The following is a 16,815-nucleotide window of genomic DNA, read 5'->3' as shown; positions in this document are numbered from 1 at the left end:
CCTTGGGTGGTCCTTCTGTCTCTCGCCGGGCGCTCCGCCCCCATAGAGAAGGGAACGGACCATGCAGCAACCAATGACGCGCCGCCTGGGCGCGTTGGCCGCGGCGGCCGTCGTAGCGGTCACCGGCTTCGCGGTCACCACGCAAACCGCCGACGCGGCGGGAGGAAAGTGCAAGGCCCTCTGGGTCTCGACCGACGGCAGCGACAAGGCCGCCGGGTCGGAGAGCGCGCCGTTCGCGACCCTGGAGCGTGCCCGCGACCAGATCCGCGACAAGAAGCTCAATGCCCAGATGGGTTGCGACGTCACGGTCAACGTCCGGGCCGGCGAGTACCAGGTGGACTCCACGCTCGAGCTCGATGACCGCGACAGCGGGAGCAACGGCCACGACGTGGTCTACCGGTCGGTGGACGGACCGGGTAAGGCGGTCGTGACCGGCGCGAAGGAGCTGACCGGGTGGGAGCCGTTCCGCGACGGGATCTACAAGACCAAGGTCGAGCCGGGGCAGCGGTTCTACACGCTGTTCGAGGACGGTGCACGAGCCGAGGTCGCCCGTTATCCCAACCGTGGGTCGGAGGACTCGCACGGGCCGTACCTCTTCTCCAAGCTCGGCGAGCCCGAGAAGGAGGCTGTGCGGCAGTGGCTGTACTGGGAGGAGGGTGACTGGGACCCGGCGTGGGACGACACCCCGACCAGCAACCCCTTGGCCAACGCCCAGGTGACCGTGTGGTCCGGTGGCTCCTGGAGCTGGTTCACCGACACCGTGCCGCTCGGTGGGGCCGACTACCGCAAGGGCTTCACCACGCTGAAGTACTGGACCCGCTACGCGCTGGTCAACAGCGGTGGCGGCTCGCGCTACTTCATCCAGAACGCTCTCCCGTTCCTCGACCAGGCGGGTGAGTACTACTTCGACTACGCCAACAACGAGGTCTACTACAAGCCGAAGGGCGACATCAGCAAGGTGCGGATCATGGCGCCGACGGTGAAGAAGCTGATCGATGTGAAGGGTGCGACGCCGGAGCGGCGCGCACACGACATCACCTTCGACGGGATCGGGCTGCAGCACAGCGACTTCGTCGACTGGTACCGCGCGGGATGGATCTCGGCGGGCGACTCGGGTGAGCCCCACAAGTACCCCGAGTACGACCGGCAGATCGAGATGCCGCGCAACCGGTTCGGTGCGATCACTCTGGAGAACACCAAGGACATCACGCTGACCAACCTGCATGTCTCCGACACCGGGTTCATGGGTGTCTACGCCCTGTTCGCCAACGAGGGGCTGAAGGTCACCAACAGCCTGTTCGAGAACATCGGCGCGGACGCGATCAAGATCGAGGGCGGTTGGCCCGGCGAGGGCGACCTGAGCCACGGACACACGATCTCCAACGTGTTCATCGACCACATCGGCGAGCTGGTGCCCGGCGACGCTTCCGGGATCGAGCTGATGGACACCGGCAACAACCTGGTCGAGAACGTCTTCGTCAACCACTCCGCGCGGTACGGCATCAGCCTGGAGTCGCGTCCGGAGGTCATCGACGGCGAGCAGTACACCGACAACAACACCTTCCGCTACATCGAGATCCAGAACGCCGGCCTGGACTCGGGTGACATGGGCGCGTTCTACACGTACGGCGTGGCCAACCAGGATCCGCACCCCGTCAAGAACAAGGTGGAGCAGATGGTGATCGGTGACGTACTGACCGACCCGGTCGGGGAGATGCCCGACTCCGGTACGCGCGGCATCCACATGGACGCCGGCGGCTGCGGGTTCTCCTTCGCCAACATCGAGGTCGGAGAAACCACCGACCAGTCCTACCAGTCCTACCAGTGCAACGAGGTCACCAACGGCAACTGGAACGACGGGTTCGACGCCTCGAAGATGGAGTACGACAAGATCGGCATCACCTCGGAGTTCCCCTACGACGTGACTGCCCAGATCGAGGCGGCCCGCTCCTAGGGACCCGCCCTTGGACGGCTGCCGACCCTGACCTTCCCCTGCATCCACGCAGGGGAAGGTCAGTACGCCTCACCCAGCCGCGCTTGGCCGGCGCGGCGAGCGTCCGCGGGGGACACGTGCGTGACCGAGAGGAGCTCCTCGCGACCGCCGGCCTCCTTGTCGATCGTGAGGATCAGCCCGACGTCTCGGGCGTAGAACTTGTGCTCCAGCACGCCGGGTTCGAGCGTGGTCGTGTCGGCGGTCTTGACCAGGTTGTCGTACGCACCGGCGGGGACGCTGGCGTGTTGGCCGAGGTCGAGGACCTCGCCGTTGTCCTCGGCCTCGCCTGCGTAGTACTCCTGCCGGTAGGTCATGCCGACCTCGGGGGTGGCGGGCATGATGACTCCCGGCTGAGCGGCGTCCACGCCGGCCTCGAAGGATCCTTCGCGAGTGGTGATCGTGCCGTCCTCGAACTCCGCGGTGTCCTCGCCGAGGTACCAGACCGTGCCGGCCTCGTCCTGGGCGTACCAGTCGAGGGTGTCCTCGATGATCTCGCCGTCGAGGGTGACGGTGTCGCGTACGACTCGGGCGGTGGTGCCGTTGGCGATCTCGCGGGTCACAGAGGTGGCGGTGACGACCACCTCGACGGTCTCGCCGTCCTCGGTGGTCTCGCGGTAGGTCCAGCGGGTTCCCGGGTCGAGCGGGAACCAGGGGTTCGTGACCTCGGCGCTGAACTCGGCGGGGTCGAGATCCACCCGCTCGTTGGATTGGGGGAGCGCCTCGCCCCGGGCGCCGCAGCCGGTGGACACCAGGAGGCAGCAGATCAGGGCGACGGAGAGGCGAGGCATCGTACGACCTCGGGTCAGTCGTCCGAGCGGGAGTCGTCGTCACCTTCGGTGCCGACGACCTGGAAGTCCTCGTCGAGCTGGACGTCGACCTGGTTGCCGTCGTCGAGGGTCACCTCGACCTCGTACTTGCTCTCCTCGTCGTCGACCTCGGTCCCGGTGACGGTGCCGCCGCCGGTCTCGGCAAGTGCAACCTGAGACGCCTGGTCGAGGTCCGAGGCGGGGATGGGGCGGTTTTGTGCGTCATCGTCGGCGGACAGGGCGCGTGCTGCTCCGACCGTTCCGGCTGTGACCACGGCCGCGCCGGCGATGATGACGGCGATGCGTTTGCGGTTCAGGTTCGGTTTCATGTCATCGACGCTATGCCGCTCGGATGAGGAGCCGATGAGTCTCTCATCCGGCATTCATCTGCCCACCTAGCATGAACACGTGCGGGTGCTGCTGGTCGAGGACGAGGAGAAGCTCGCCGCGCTCGTCGCCCGTGGGCTGACCGAGCGTGGCGGCGTGGTCGACTCGGTCGCGACCGGCGCGCAGGCGCTCACCTCGGCACGCGGGGGCGAGTACGACGTGATGCTGCTGGACGTCATGCTGCCCGACATCGACGGGTTCGAGGTCTGTCGCCGGCTGCGTGCGGCGCGGGTGTGGACCCCGATCCTGATGCTGACCGCGCGCACCGCCGTGGCGGATCGCATCGCCGGCCTCGACAGCGGTGCCGACGACTACCTGGCCAAGCCGTTCGCCTTCCAGGAGCTGCTGGCGCGCATGCGCGCTCTGGCCCGACGTGGACCGGTGCCGAGGCCGGTGATGCTGGACGTCGGCGACCTGCGGATGGACCCTGCGGCAAGGCGGGTCTGGCGTGGGCCGACCGAGCTGTCGCTGTCGACCCGGGAGCTCACCCTCCTGGAGGCCCTCATGCGTCGGCGCGACCAGGTGCTCACCCGCGAGCAGCTGCTCGCGCTCGCGTGGGGCGACCACCACGACGTCACCTCCAACGTCGTCGACGTCTACGTGCGCTACCTGCGCGCGAAGATCGACCGGCCCTTCGGTGTGAACACCCTGCAGACCGTACGCGGCGTGGGCTACCGACTCACCGCGGAGACGTCGTGAGGGGCTGGCCGCCGTCGCGGTGGCCGCTGCGTACCCGGGTCGCGCTTGCCTTCCTGGCAGCGACCGCCGTCGCGGTCACCGGCCTCGGCGTCCTCGTCCAGCTGCGGGTCAGCGATGCGCTGGAGGACCGTCTCCGGGACTCGGTGGGGGCCGAGGCGGACCGGCTCGAGTCGGTGTCGGGGCGCGACCGGCTGGAAGCCGTCTCGGCCCTCAGTGGCGAGGTCCATGCCCAGGTTCTCAGCGCGCGGGGCGACGTACGGGCCTCTTCCGGCCTGGTCGCGGACCCGCTTCTCGATGCCACGGAGCTCCGGGCATCCGATAGGAGCGGCTGGCTCGAGAAGACGGTCACCGTCCTCGATGACGACGCCGCGGCCGCGGGGAGACCTGATCCGGAACAGGAGAGGCTCGTTCTCCTGGTCAAGCCGATCGAGGAGGGCTACCTGGTCGTCGGTACGTCGCGCGAGGACGCGGACGAGGCCCTCACCACTCTGCGCAACCAGCTGCTGATCGCCGGGCCACTCGCGCTGGCCGTGGCCGGTGGACTCGGATACATCGTCGCCGGCGCGGGCCTGCGACCGATCGAGCGGATGCGCGCCCGCGCGGCCACGATCTCCGCGCGCAGTGCCGGCGAACGCCTTCCGGTCCCAGAGGCCGACGACGAGCTGCGCCGGCTCGCGCTCACCCTGAACGCCATGATCGGGCGCCTCGACGACGGTCTGCAGCGGGAACGCAGGTTCGTTGCCGATGCCAGCCACGACCTGCGTACGCCGCTGGCGCTGATGCTCACCGAGATCGAGCTGGCGCTCGCCGGGCAGCGGACTCCGGAGGAGCTGAGGCAGGCCCTGCACTCCGTCGGCGACGAGGTGCGCCGCCTGATCGCCTTGGCGGAGGACCTCCTCGACCGAGCCGGTTCCGGGGGTCCTTCGTTGCCGATCGAATCGCGTCCGGTCGACCTGGTGGACCTGGCCGCGCGCGTCGTGGAGCGGTTCCGGCCAGCCGCCGGGAACCGTGGCATCGAGCTGACGGCGCCACGACCCGTCGAGATCCACGGCGACGTCACCCGGCTCGACCGGGCCCTGTCGAACCTCGTCGACAACGCGATCCGGCACGGCGCCGGTGACATCGAGGTCGCTGTGAGTGCAGCGTCCGGCAGTGCGGTCATCACCGTCACCGACGAGGGCGACGGCTTTCCTGCAGACGTCTCGTTGCGACCCGGAGACTCCGGCCTCGGCCTGAAGATCGTCCGTGAGATCGCCCAGGCACACGGCGGCACGATCGACATCGATCGCGTCGGCGATCGCACCTGCGTACGGCTGGTGGTTGCGTCGCCGCAAGATCACTAGCCGGCCTCGATCGGCTGGCGTCGATTGCAGGTCACGCTCCTGGCATGGGGACCGCAGGTCGTTCGCGCCCGCTCATGGTCTCGGCGGACAGATCAGGATCGTCGCGATGCGGTGAGTCCAGATCCAGGCCGAGCCGATGTGGGTTTGATCGAGGCGGCTTCGGTCGAGGGTTGGGTCGCCCTGCCGAGACTCAAGCGATGATAAGGTTCCCTTATGACCGTGTTGGCTGCGTACCGCCAAGCGCGACATGAGGAAGAGGTCGCGCGGCTTCGGCGTGTGCTTGCGCTACGGGCGATGGTGGCATCGGGGATGAGCCAGCGGGAGATCGCCGCCGAGCTCGGAGTGAGCCAGCCAGCAGTCAGTCAGCAGCTGAAGGTGGCACCGGACCTCGCGCGGATTCACCCCGAAGCTCTGGTCGAGGCTGCTGGGCCGGTCCTCCGAAGTGTCGCCGAGGAAGCGGGCTACCGCAGACTCGCGGTCTTCGGATCGGTCGCTCGTGGCAACGCACGGTTCGACTCCGACATCGACCTGGTTGTCGAGGCGCCGGACGGAACGTCGTCATTCGGGTTCATCCGGTTCAAGAGGGTGCTCGAGCAGATCCTCGGCCGGGAGATCGACCTCGTCGACTACGGCGGTCTGAAGCCGCGGCTTGACGACGACATCCGACATGATGCGGTGCTGCTCTGATGGATCTCAAGGGGGCCAAGGAACTGCTGCCCGAAGGGAACGGCGAAGCCATGAACATGAACGAACCAGGTGTGGATCTGAGCATCGACGGTGTGGTGGCGACGGTGCTGCTGGACCGTCCCGACGTACGCAATGCCCAGCATCCGGCGATGTGGGCGGCGATCGCCGAGTTCCTCGAGTCCCTTCCGGCCGAGGTGCGGGTCGTGGTGGTGCGCGGGGCGGGCGGCACGTTCTCCGCGGGGCTGGACCTGTCGCTGGTCGACCCGAGTCAGACCGAGGTGGCGGGGAGCCTGGTCTCGACGCTGGCGCGGAGCGACCAGGAGGTCATCGACCTGATCGGGGAGTATCAGCGGCCGTTCGCGGCGCTGGCGGACCCGAGGTTCATCTCGATCGCAGTCGTCGAGGGGTACGCGATCGGGGCCGGTTTCCAGATGGCGCTGGCCTGCGACCTGCGGATCATGGCCGACGACGCCTGGGTCTGCATGAAGGAGCCTGCGCTGGGGCTGGTTCCCGACCTGGCCGGCACCAAGCCCCTGGTCGATGCCGTGGGCTACTCGCGAGCGCTCGAGATCTGTGCCACCGCGCGCAGGGTGGGCGCTGCCGAGGCCGAGTTGATCGGGCTCGCGCAGAGCGTCTTGCCGGCCGCTGAGATGGACTCGGCCCTCACCGACCTGGTCGGGTCGCTCGTCGCCCACGATGCGACCGCGGTGCGGCGTACGCATGAGCTCTTGGCGGCTGCGTCGAGCCGGAGCCTCGACGAGCAGCGTCTCGCCGAGCGCACCGCCCAGGTGGGCCGGCTCCGCGCCGTGCTCGGGCGCTGAGCCTGCGCCGAGCGCTGGCGGGAGCCGGCTACGACACCGGCTGTCCGTGGTCGACGAAGTCGATTCCGAGGGCCAGCTGGCGCAGCCGCGTGCCGAACCAAGCGGCGGCGAGGCAGATGACGAGGTACATCGAGACGGCCTGGGTCGCGTAGTTGGGGTAGTGGAGCACCCAGATCACGTGGTCGTCGCGCGAGGCCGGGTCGGCCCAGATGTAGGGCATCATCCAGGCGATGAAGCCACCGGTGAGCTGGGACGCGACGAAGATCAGCAGGGCCTCACCGGCGCGGCCCCACCACTGGCGAGGCAGCTCGCGACGGAGCGCGGGACCGACCTTGCGGACGAGCCCCGGCCGCCAGCCGTCGCCGGGCGCGACCCGGGCCGAGAGTCGTGGCGCCACCGCGATCAGCAGGAACGACAGCACCAGGAACGCGGTGATGCCGAACGAGGTGACCCCCGGGACCAGGGCAACCCGGCTCCGCATGAGCCCCGGGGTGAGCAGCAGTGCGGCGAGCGGAGCTCCGACGAGCAGTGCGGCGACGTAGCACCGGAGCAGGGCGCCGGCGAAGGTAAGTGAATCAGTGGTCGTCCGGGGTGGCGAGAGCTCGATCTCCATGGCTGGAGAATAACCTGTTATTTCACTAAGGTGAAACAAATTTCGGGAAGACGGGAGGGGCCGCATGTCCGAGGACGGAAACCGGCTCGGCTCCGAGCTGAGCCTTCGTGTGGTGATGTTCCACGAAGCCATCGCCCGCCGGCTGGGTGTCAGCAACAGCGAGCACAAGATGCTCGATCTCGTGGCCCGCCATCCCGACGGCATCACCCCCGGCGAGCTCTCGGCCGCGACCGGCCTCAGCAATGCGGCCGTCACGAAGATCGTCGACAAGCTGGTCGCCGCCGACTACGTACGGCGTGAGCGCAGCTCACGTGATCGCCGGTCGTTCCGGATCCACACCACGCCTCACTTCCAGCAGACCTCGCGCCCGACGGCCGCCGGGCTCGCTGGGCGGATCGAAGAGATGAACCAAGGATTCGATCAGGACGAGCTGGCCGCCATCGGACGATGGATCACCGGTGTGATCGAGGCGCTGAAGGCCGAGACCGAGCGACTGGAGTCTGGGGACGCCTGAGGGGGCGTCAGGCCGTGAAGGGTGTTGGTCCGAAGCGGCCGACGGCGATGAAGACGGCCAGGGCGAGGTAGACCACGTTGACCATGACCAGCTTCGCCTGGCCGAGACGGCCGTGGGTGATCATCGCGCCGATCATCAACGCGATCCAGCAGGCCGCGGTGATGGGCACGACAACAGGTGCGACACCGAGCAGGGCGGGAAGGGTGAGCCCGATCGCCGCCAGGATCTCGAGTACGCCGAGGGTCCTGACGAAGGACGGCCTGGAGTTACGGATCCATTCGGCGCCGTCGTGCTGGGCGAGCTTCTCCAGTGGCATGAAGGTCTTGGTGATGCCTCCTGCGAGGGCGACGAGAGCCAGCAGTCCGGCAGTGATCCATAGAGCGATGTGCATCAGTTCTCTCCTTGTCTGTGGGTTCACCACTGGAGACGAGACGGCACCACGCCGTGTGACACGACGGCGAGCCTTCCGCTCCGGTCGCGGTCAGAGAGAAGGAGGTCAGCGCTGCTTCTGGGAGATCAGGGCCGCAAGGGTCCGCGCGCCGGCCACGATGTCGTGGCCGAGGCGTACGGCGGGTTCGGGAGCATGTCCCTGCTGGGCTCCGCCGACGGCCACGAGGAGATCGGGGCGGTGGTCGTGCAGAGCGGTGATCACCGCGGAGGTGGCGATGATGTCGGCGGTGGTGGGGATCACGAGCACCGCGGCGGCGAGGTCGGGATCGTCGACGACGCCGAGCCAGTCGTCGATCGGCAGGTCGGCACCCAGGTAGTCGGTGTCAATGCCGTGCCGTCGGGCGGCGACAGCGAAGGCGAAGAGACCGATCTCGTGGCGAGCGTTGGGGGCCGTCCCGAGGGCGATGCGGGGCCCGTGGCCGTGGGCGGCCGCCGCCTCGTACGCAAGGGCGAGGCGCCGCATCAGCGCATTCGAGGCCAGGTGCTCGCCGGCGATGCTGACCCGGCCGTCGGCCCAGGCGTCCCCGAGCTCCTCCAGGGCGGGGAAGACGTGGTCGGTCATCACCGTCTCGAAGCCGCCGAGGGCGAACACCTGGTCCAGGGTCGCGGCCAGGTCGGTGGTGTCGAGTGCTGACGCGGCGGTCGTCAGTCGCTCCGCGAGGTCGGGAGAGGGGTTGGCTCCGTTGCCCCGCCCGTCCATGCCGATCTGGTGAGCGGGCTGCGCGCGATCGAGCCGGATCGCCTCGGCCGCGGCCAGGCCGGCCGACCATCCCTGGTCCACGAGCTGCTTCATCGAGCGCAGCACGGCGACGTCGTGGTCGCCGTAGAGGCGGTAGCCGCTCTCGGACCGGTGGGGAGCGATGACGCCGTACCGGCGTTCCCAGGCACGAAGCGTCGCGGTGGTGATGCCGACCCGCTGCGCGGCGTGCTTGATGGTGTACATCTGCTCGGCTACCGGCCCAGTCGATCCAGGGTCGTGCGCATCTGCTCGGACGCGGAGTCGCCCAGGCGGGTGAACGCGGGGGTCAGCAGTGGGGCCACCATCCTGGCCATGCCTTTCAGCTCGAACTCGGCCACGTAACGCACAGAGGTGCCGCCCGTGGCTGTCGGTAGGAAGGTCATCGTGTCATGGGCCACGACCGTCTTGTTCTCGCCGCGGAGCACGACGCGCGCGCCGGGTTCGTAGACCTCCACCACGTAGGTGAGATCGGTGTTGCGCCCGAGGAAACGAGAGGTGTTCGCGTACGCCGTGCCCACCCCTCCGTCTCCGGAGATGCGGTCGGTGCGAACCGTGCCCGGATCCCACTCCTCGGTGTTGGTGAAGTCGGCCAGGAAGTCGAACACCTGGGCGGTCGGTGCGGAGGTCTCCACGGTTCGATCGATCCTCATGTCGTGCCCCTTTCAAACCTTTGACATACCTTGTACAAACATTGTACGTTCGATCTCAGAAACTAGCCAGCGGCCATGCCGTTTGCCTGACGAGGGAGTTCCCATGAGCCGAGCGGCCCAAACACCGCGGCCAACGGTTGCCGTGATCGGTGGCGGAGTCTCGGGCCTGACCGCGGCGTACCTCCTCGGCCGCAGTCATGACGTCACGCTCTTCGAGGCCGAGCGGAGGCTCGGTGGCCACGCGCACACCCACGATGTCCCGACCGCGTCGGGTGCCGATCTCCGGGTCGACAGCGGCTTCATCGTGATGAACGAGCGCACCTATCCGAACCTGCTCCGCCTCTTCGGAGAGCTCGGCGTCGAGACTCGGCCGACCGAGATGAGCATGAGCATCGACTGCGACGACTGCGGGCTGTCGTACGCCGGCGGCAAGGGGCTGGGCGGCATCCTGGCCGACCCGCGTCGCCTCGGTGACCCGCGCTTCCTTCGCATGCTGGCGCAGGTGCCGCGGTTCCACCGTCGCGCCCGCCGTCTTCTCGAGACCGACAGCGACCTGACGTGGGGGCAGTTCCTCGACGAGGGCCGTTTCAGCGACTACTTCGTCCAGCACTTCGCCGTGCCGCTGGTCTCCTGCGTCTGGTCGTGCGGTGACGAGGACGCTGCCGCCTACCCGGCGCGGCACCTGTTCGCCTTCCTCGACCACCACGGGATGCTCCAGGTGACCGGGTCGCCGACGTGGCGCACGGTCGTGGGCGGCTCACGTGCCTATGTGGACAAGATCGCCGAGCAGGTGGGTGAGGTCCGTATCGGCGCAGCGGTGACCGCCGTGGAGCGGCACGCAGACGGGGTCGAGGTGCGCACCGAGGCCGGGTCCAGGCACTTCGACCGCGTGGTCCTGGCGACCCACGCCGACCAGACCCTGCGGCTCCTGGCCGATGCGTCCCCGGAGGAGAAGGCGGACCTGGCGGCGATCGGGTACTCGCGGAACGAGACCTGGTTGCACCGCGACGCCACCCTGCTGCCGGCCTCGCCCCGTGCCCGGGCATCGTGGAACTATCGCCTCGCCTCGTGCGGCGGTGGCGCCGACAAGGTCGTCGTCAGCTACTGGATGAACCGGCTCCAGGGTCTCGAGGACGACGACGAGCATGTGGTGACGCTCAACGCCACCGAGCACGTCGACCCGGCCAAGGTCACCGCACGGATGAGCTATGAGCACCCGGTCTTCACCACCGAGGCGGTCGCGGCAGCGGCCCGGCTGCGTACGGCCGGCGGACCTCGCCTGGCCTTCGCCGGTGCCCACCTCGGCTGGGGCTTCCACGAGGACGGCTGTCGCTCGGGCGTGGAGGCGGCAGAGTCGTTCGGGGTGACGTGGTGATCCCGTCGCCGGTCTTTCCTGAGGTTCCCGCGCTGGTCGTCGGTCATGTCGGCCACACCAGAGAGGTGCCGCTGCGGCACGCGTTCCGTCACCGCAGCTACCAGTGGCTCATCGACGTCGACGATCTGCCTCGACTGCCGTTCTGGCTGCGTCCCCTGGCCGGGTTCCGGGCCGAGGACCATCTCGACGGGGGCTCGTCAGGACGTGGTGTCCGTGGCGACCTCGGCGTGTTCCTCGCCGGCCGCGGCGTCGACCTCGCGCCGACCGACCGGGTGCTGATGCTGGCGAACGCCCGCGTTCTGGGCCATGTCTTCGACCCCCTCACCGTCTTCTGGGTGCAGTCGGACGACGGTGTGCTGCGCGCGGTCGTCTTCGAGGTGCACAACACCTACGGCGGCCGTCACGCCTACCTGCTCGACATCGATCGAAGCGGGCACGCCAGCACCGACAAGGCCTTCTACGTCTCGCCGTTCAACGACATGGCCGGGACCTATGACATCCGGCTACAGGTCGACCCAGGACACGTCTCAGTGACCGTCGGCCTCGACCGCGACGACGCCCGCGTGCTGACCGCGACCACCCGCGGGACCGCGGAGCCCGCGACGTGTCGTGCGCTGCTGCGGGTCAGCCTCACCCACCTGCTGATGCCCCACCGGGTCAGCGCGCTCATCCGGTTCCACGGGATCCGGCTGTGGCTGCGCAGGTTGCCCATCGTCCCCCGTCCTACCCCATCGAAGGAGGTCACATCATGAGTGCAGAGCCGGTCTCGCTCGAGCTGCCGGTGCAGAGGGAGCCCGCGGCCGCCGCGGGCCTACGAGCCGGTGTCGCCAAGCAGATTCTGCGTCTGGTCACCCGGCAGGTCCCGGTCGACCTCGTGCTCCCGGATGGCAGCCTGCTCAACCAGCGAGGCGGGTCGCGTCCGGAGGGGCGGCCGGGCATCGTCCTGCAGCGCCCGGAGTCGCTCTACCGACGACTCGCGGAGAACCCGAAGATCGGCCTCGGCGAGGCCTACACGGCCGGAGACTGGCACGCGGCCGAGGACACCGACCTCGCGGACGCGCTGGCGCCGTACGCCGAACGCCTCTCCGGGCTGGTGCCGGGCTGGATGCTGCGGCTGAGCCGCCTCGTCGACCTGCCGATCCCCGCCGACCAGCGCGGCGCCGTCGAGCACACCCAGGAGAACATCTCCGCCCACTACGACCTGGGGAACGACATGTTCGCCGCGTTCCTCGACCCCAGCCTCAGCTACAGCTCGGCGCTGTTCGACCGCAGCCGTCCGGTGGCCGATCAGGACTTGGAAGAGGCGCAGCTGCGCAAGGTCAACGCGGCCCTCGACCTGGCGGGCGTCGGTGCCGGTGACGAGGTCCTGGAGATCGGTACGGGGTGGGGGACCCTCGCGATCGAGGCAGCACGCCGCGGCGCCCGGGTCACCACCATCACGCTGTCGGTCGAGCAGGCGGCGCTGGCCCGGGAGCGGATCGAGGACGCGGGGTACACCGAAAGCGTCGAGGTGCTGGTGCAGGACTACCGGCACGTCGTCGGCACCTTCGACGCCGTGGTCAGCATCGAGATGATCGAGGCGGTCGGCGAGCGCTACTGGCCCGACTACTTCGCCGCCCTGTCCCGTCTGGTCCGTCCCGGCGGCGCCGTCGCCCTGCAGGCGATCCTGATGCCGCACCAGCGCTATCTGGCGACCCGGAACTCCTACGGCTGGATCCAGAAGTACATCTTCCCGGGCGGCCTGATCCCGTCCACCAGGGCGATCTCCGAGCAGGCCGGCCTGGTCGGCCTGAGCGTGACCCGCACCGACAGGTTCGGCGCCGACTACGCCGAGACGCTCCGCCGCTGGCGCTCCGCCTTCCTGGCCGCGTGGCCGGCGATCCGGTCCGAGGCGTTCGACGAGGAGTTCCGTCGCACCTGGGAGTTCTACCTGGCCTACTGCGAGGCGGGCTTCCGAACCGGAGCCATCGACGTCGCCCAGATCCGGCTGGAGGCCGGGGAACGGGACCACTCATGACGACGTCGGTGATGTGGTTCCGGCGGGACCTGCGGCTGGGAGACCATCCCGCCCTGCAGGCCGCAGCCGCCGAGGGGCCCGTGGTGCCGCTGTTCGTGCTCGACCCGCGCCTGGCCGGCTCCGGGCGGAGGTGGGAGCGGCTGCTCGCCTCGCTCGCCGCGCTGCGCGAGGAGATGGGCGGGGCACTGGTGATCCGTCAGGGCGACCCGGCCGAGGTGGTGGCCCAGGTCGCCGCCGAGGCCGGAGCGGGCCAGGTGCACGTCTCGACCGAGACGACTCCCTACGGCCGGCGACGTGATGAGGCCGTGGAGCAGCGGCTGGCGGATGCTGGCATCGGCCTGGTCGGCACCGGCAGCCCCTACGCCGTGACCCCGGACAGGATCCGGAACGCAAGCGGGGCCCCCTACCGCGTCTTCACGCCCTTCCTGCGGGCCTGGCGCGAGCACGGGTGGAGGGCGCCGGCCGGTGACGCCCAGGTCGAGTGGATGACGAAGCTCGAGTCGGACCCGCTGCCGGAACATCCCGAGCATCTGGACCAGGAGGCCGGCGAGCGGGCGGCACTCCACCGCTGGGAGGACTTCTGCGCCGAGGACCTGGCCGGCTACGCCTCGGCCCGGGACCGGCCCGACCTCGACTCGACCAGCCGCATCTCGACGGCCCTGAAGTTCGGCGAGATCCATCCGCGTACGCTCCTCGCCGATCTGGATCAGCACGGCAGCGGTGCCTCCGGAGAGGACGTCGAGCGCTTCGTCGCGGAGCTGGCCTGGCGCGAGTTCTATGCCGACGTGCTCTGGCACGACCCCGGGTCGGCCTGGCGTGACCTGCGGGACGGGCTGAAGGGCATGCAGTACGACGATGATCCCGAGCTGCTGGAGGCCTGGAAGGCGGGCAGGACCGGCTTCCCGTTCGTCGATGCCGGCATGCGTCAGCTGCTCGCGGAGGGCTGGATGCACAATCGGGTGCGGATGGTCGTCGCGAGCTTCCTGATCAAGGATCTGCACATCTGGTGGCCGGCTGGCGCCCGGCACTTCCTCGACCATCTCCTCGACGGCGACCTGGCCTCCAACAGTCACGGCTGGCAGTGGGTGGCCGGGACCGGAACCGACGCCGCGCCCTACTTCCGGGTCTTCAACCCGATCACCCAGGGGCTCCGGTTCGACCCGCAGGGTGACTACGTCCGGCGCTGGGTACCTGAGCTTCGCCACCTTCCGGGGGCATCCGCCCACGAGCCGTGGCGCCACTCCGAGGGCTTTACCAACGGCTACCCTGAACGCGTCGTCGACCATGCCGAGGAGCGCCGCGAGGCGCTGGCCCGGCTGACAGAGCTGAAGGACTCGACCCTATGACTTTGTTGCGTACGACGACCCACGAGTTCCGGCACACGGTGCCGGACGCGGCCGACGTCGTCTTCGGCTGGCACGGCCGATCCGGCGCGTTCCAGCGGTTGGTGCCCCCGTGGCAGCCGGTCCGGATCGCGGAGGAGGCCCAGGATCTCGCCGGAGGCACGGCGGTGCTCGACTTCCCGGCCGGCCGGCGCTGGGTGGCCCAGCACCTCCCCGAGGAGTACGTCGCCGGGCACAGCTTCGCCGACCGCCTGGTCTCGCGTCCTTTCCTGGTCCCGGTCTCATGGCACCATCGCCACGACTTCGACAGCGTCGGTGAGGGCACCACAGTGATCGACAGGGTCACGACGACATTGCCGAGGCGGCTGCTCGAGCCGATGTTCGCCTACCGGCAGCGTCAGCTCGCCGACGACCTGGCGGCTCACCGCTCAGTTGCCGGCACACCTCGGCTCACCGTGGCGGTCACCGGCGCATCCGGCCTAGTGGGAAGTGCGGTCTCGGCCTTCCTGACGACCGGCGGACACACCGTGGTCCGCCTGATGCGCCACCGGCCGACCGCTCCGGACGAGCGTGCCTGGGACCCCGACGATCCCGATCCGGCGTCGCTGGCCGGAGTGGACGCCGTCGTCCACCTGGCCGGGCACAGCATTGCCGCCCGCTTCACCGACAGGCACAAGGAGCTGATCCGCGGCTCACGCATCGGACCCACCCACCTGCTCGCCCGGGCCAGTGAGAAGGCCGGCGTGGGTGTCTTCGTCTGCGCGTCCGCGATCGGGATCTACGGAGCCGACCGCGGCGAGGAGGTCCTCACCGAGGACTCCACGCCCGGGGACGACTTCCTCGCCCGCGTCGTCCGCGACTGGGAGGAGGCGGCGCTGGCCTCGGCCGATGCCGGGATGCGGGTCGTCCCGGTGCGCACCGGGATCGTGCAGAGCCCGCGAGGGGGAGCTCTGCGGCTGCAGCGACCGCTGTTCGCCACCGGCCTCGGCGGCCCGATGGGGTCAGGGGAGCAGTGGCAGTCCTGGATCGTCATCGACGATCTCGTCGACATCTACCACCGGGCTCTGGTGGACGAGGGCCTCTCGGGCGCGGTCAACGCCGTCGCGCCGGAGCCTCTGCGGCAGCGTGCCTACGCCGCTGCCCTAGGCCGAGCGCTGCACCGTCCGGCGATCCTGCCGACGCCGTCGTTCGGTCCCCGTCTGCTCCTGGGCAGGGAGGGCGCGCAGGAGGTGGCCTTCGCCAACCAGCGGGTGGTCCCGCAACGACTTCTCGGGCTCGACCACCGCTTCCGTTTCGTCGAGGCCGAGCAGGCGCTGCGACACGTCCTCGGGAGTGTGCGCGCATGAGCGGGGCCTCAGCACCCGACCAGGGTCTCGACCGCCTGCTTGACCGCACGGTCGTGCTGGGCTACTCCCGCCTCGGCTACGCGATCCGTCGCCGTCGCTGGGCCGAGGGTGACCCGCGCCCCGAAGCGCTGGCAGGGCGGACCGCCGTGGTCACCGGCGGCGGTAGCGGTCTCGGCGAGGCCACCGTGCTGGGCCTGGCCAGGCTCGGTGCACGCGTCCACATCCTCGTACGCTCGCCCGAACGCGCCGCACCCGCGGTCGCACGGATCGAGCGTCTGCTGCGCGTCGAGGGGCGGGCCGCCGAGCTTCGGACGGAGCGCTGCGACGTCTCGGATCCGGCCATGATCGACGCGTTCGCCGAAGAATTCTGCGCGCGTGACGGCGGCCGCACCGCTCTGGACGTGCTCGTGCACAACGCGGGGGTCATGCCGCCCGAGCGGACCGAGTCGGTCGAGGGCCACGAGCTGTCCGTCGCCACCCATGTGCTCGGGCCGATCCGGCTGACCGAGCAGCTGCTGCCGGCCCTGCGCCGCTCGGAGCGCGGCGCCAGGCAGGTCTTCGTCGCCTCGGGCGGGATGTACACCCAGCCCCTTCCCGTGGACGACCCGGAGTTCGAGCAGGGCACCTACCAGGGCGCCGTGGCCTACGCGCGGTCCAAGCGCATGCAGGTGGAGCTGGCGCCGATCCTCGACCGGCGCTGGTCACCGGACCGGATCTCCACCTTCGTCATGCACCCTGGCTGGGCGGACACACCGGGCCTCGCCAGCTCGCTCCCCGCCTTCCGTACGCTGACCCGACCGTTCCTGCGACCGCCCGAAGCCGGCGCGGACACGGCGGTGTGGCTCGCGGCCACCGAGCCCGCCCCGCCGTCCGGCACCTTCTGGCACGACCGTCGCCAGCGGCCCACGAGCTATCGGTCAGCGACCCGCCCGGGTCGCGGCGAGGCCGAGGCGCTGTGGAGATGGGCGGCGGCCGCCGCCGGCCTGGAGAGGCCCTAGCTCCGATGTCACCCGACGCTTTCACCACCCCTAC

Annotated in this window: 18 protein-coding genes; 12 read left to right on the top strand and 6 right to left on the bottom strand. The window is 69.5% G+C overall.

Translation table 11 applies throughout. The features are described from left to right. The first annotated feature begins 61 nt into the window (after positions 1-61). The gene (locus tag OG801_RS08940) at positions 62-1,954 is read left to right on the top strand and encodes a right-handed parallel beta-helix repeat-containing protein (protein ID WP_355019269.1); all 1,893 of its coding nucleotides are present in this window, start codon (positions 62-64) and stop codon (positions 1,952-1,954) included. A gap of 59 nt (positions 1,955-2,013) precedes the next feature. Here OG801_RS08940 and OG801_RS08935 read toward each other — a convergent pair whose 3' ends face one another. After that, positions 2,014-2,781, bottom strand: a complete 768-nt coding sequence (locus tag OG801_RS08935; RefSeq protein ID WP_406035307.1) for a hypothetical protein — start codon at positions 2,779-2,781, stop codon at positions 2,014-2,016. A 14-nt stretch (positions 2,782-2,795) separates the two neighbouring features. Next, the gene (locus tag OG801_RS08930) at positions 2,796-3,128 is read right to left on the bottom strand and encodes a PepSY domain-containing protein (protein WP_406035305.1); all 333 of its coding nucleotides are present in this window, start codon (positions 3,126-3,128) and stop codon (positions 2,796-2,798) included. Between the two features lie 79 nt (positions 3,129-3,207). Between OG801_RS08930 and OG801_RS08925 the strand changes: the two genes are divergently transcribed. The 4 genes from OG801_RS08925 to OG801_RS08910 all read left to right on the top strand — a co-directional run bounded on the left by OG801_RS08925 (position 3,208) and on the right by OG801_RS08910 (position 6,736). After that, positions 3,208-3,885, top strand: coding sequence for a response regulator transcription factor (locus OG801_RS08925; RefSeq protein ID WP_406035303.1), 678 nt, complete (start codon positions 3,208-3,210; stop codon positions 3,883-3,885). Beyond that, a complete protein-coding gene (locus tag OG801_RS08920; protein ID WP_406035301.1) occupies positions 3,882-5,228 on the top strand; it encodes an ATP-binding protein in 1,347 nt (448 codons plus the stop codon). Before OG801_RS08925 ends, OG801_RS08920 begins: the two co-directional genes overlap by 4 nt. A 213-nt stretch (positions 5,229-5,441) precedes the next feature. Further along, positions 5,442-5,915: a nucleotidyltransferase domain-containing protein gene (locus OG801_RS08915; protein ID WP_406035299.1), complete on the top strand. Its 474-nt coding sequence runs from the start codon at positions 5,442-5,444 to the stop codon at positions 5,913-5,915. Beyond that, a complete protein-coding gene (locus tag OG801_RS08910; protein WP_406035298.1) occupies positions 5,915-6,736 on the top strand; it encodes an enoyl-CoA hydratase/isomerase family protein in 822 nt (273 codons plus the stop codon). Before OG801_RS08915 ends, OG801_RS08910 begins: the two co-directional genes overlap by 1 nt. Positions 6,737-6,764: 28 nt before the next feature. On the opposite strand, the gene OG801_RS08905 is transcribed toward OG801_RS08910, so the two are convergent. Then, on the bottom strand, positions 6,765-7,349 hold the full coding sequence (locus OG801_RS08905) for a hypothetical protein (RefSeq protein ID WP_355019267.1): 585 nt from the start codon (positions 7,347-7,349) through the stop codon (positions 6,765-6,767). A 64-nt stretch (positions 7,350-7,413) separates the two neighbouring features. Between OG801_RS08905 and OG801_RS08900 the strand changes: the two genes are divergently transcribed. Then, complete coding sequence (locus tag OG801_RS08900) at positions 7,414-7,863, top strand: MarR family transcriptional regulator (RefSeq protein WP_355019266.1); 450 nt, start codon at positions 7,414-7,416, stop codon at positions 7,861-7,863. A 7-nt stretch (positions 7,864-7,870) separates the two neighbouring features. Here OG801_RS08900 and OG801_RS08895 read toward each other — a convergent pair whose 3' ends face one another. From OG801_RS08895 to OG801_RS08885, 3 genes are all read right to left on the bottom strand, one after another. Beyond that, the gene (locus OG801_RS08895; RefSeq protein ID WP_355019265.1) at positions 7,871-8,254 is read right to left on the bottom strand and encodes a DoxX family protein; all 384 of its coding nucleotides are present in this window, start codon (positions 8,252-8,254) and stop codon (positions 7,871-7,873) included. Between the two features lie 105 nt (positions 8,255-8,359). After that, entirely contained in the window at positions 8,360-9,256 is an 897-nt protein-coding gene (locus tag OG801_RS08890; protein WP_406035295.1) for a MerR family transcriptional regulator, read from the bottom strand. A gap of 8 nt (positions 9,257-9,264) precedes the next feature. Next, the gene (locus OG801_RS08885) at positions 9,265-9,702 is read right to left on the bottom strand and encodes an SRPBCC family protein (RefSeq protein WP_355019263.1); all 438 of its coding nucleotides are present in this window, start codon (positions 9,700-9,702) and stop codon (positions 9,265-9,267) included. 103 nt (positions 9,703-9,805) lie between these two features. Here OG801_RS08885 and OG801_RS08880 point away from each other — a divergent pair, with 103 nt between their 5' ends. Genes OG801_RS08880 through OG801_RS08855 form a run of 6 tightly spaced genes read left to right on the top strand, consistent with a single transcriptional unit; the run spans position 9,806 to position 16,781 of the window. Continuing rightward, complete coding sequence (locus OG801_RS08880; protein ID WP_406035293.1) at positions 9,806-11,077, top strand: NAD(P)/FAD-dependent oxidoreductase; 1,272 nt, start codon at positions 9,806-9,808, stop codon at positions 11,075-11,077. Continuing rightward, positions 11,074-11,829: a DUF1365 domain-containing protein gene (locus tag OG801_RS08875; RefSeq protein WP_406035291.1), complete on the top strand. Its 756-nt coding sequence runs from the start codon at positions 11,074-11,076 to the stop codon at positions 11,827-11,829. The genes OG801_RS08880 and OG801_RS08875 overlap by 4 nt, the downstream gene beginning before the upstream one ends. Further along, positions 11,826-13,094, top strand: coding sequence for a class I SAM-dependent methyltransferase (locus OG801_RS08870; RefSeq protein WP_406035289.1), 1,269 nt, complete (start codon positions 11,826-11,828; stop codon positions 13,092-13,094). Before OG801_RS08875 ends, OG801_RS08870 begins: the two co-directional genes overlap by 4 nt. Beyond that, positions 13,091-14,440 carry a cryptochrome/photolyase family protein gene (locus tag OG801_RS08865; RefSeq protein ID WP_406035287.1) on the top strand — a complete coding sequence of 450 codons (1,350 nt, stop codon included), beginning with the start codon at positions 13,091-13,093 and terminating at the stop codon, positions 14,438-14,440. The genes OG801_RS08870 and OG801_RS08865 overlap by 4 nt, the downstream gene beginning before the upstream one ends. Then, a complete protein-coding gene (locus OG801_RS08860; RefSeq protein ID WP_406035285.1) occupies positions 14,437-15,783 on the top strand; it encodes a TIGR01777 family oxidoreductase in 1,347 nt (448 codons plus the stop codon). The genes OG801_RS08865 and OG801_RS08860 overlap by 4 nt, the downstream gene beginning before the upstream one ends. Continuing rightward, entirely contained in the window at positions 15,780-16,781 is a 1,002-nt protein-coding gene (locus tag OG801_RS08855) for an SDR family NAD(P)-dependent oxidoreductase (RefSeq protein WP_406035284.1), read from the top strand. Before OG801_RS08860 ends, OG801_RS08855 begins: the two co-directional genes overlap by 4 nt. Positions 16,782-16,815 lie beyond the last annotated feature (34 nt).

Origin of the sequence: Nocardioides sp. NBC_00163, from assembly GCF_045206295.1 — a bacterium.
GTDB lineage: Bacteria > Actinomycetota > Actinomycetes > Propionibacteriales > Nocardioidaceae > Nocardioides.
Note: the sequence above shows the minus strand (reverse complement) of the source record. Positions and strands in the feature narration are given on the sequence as shown.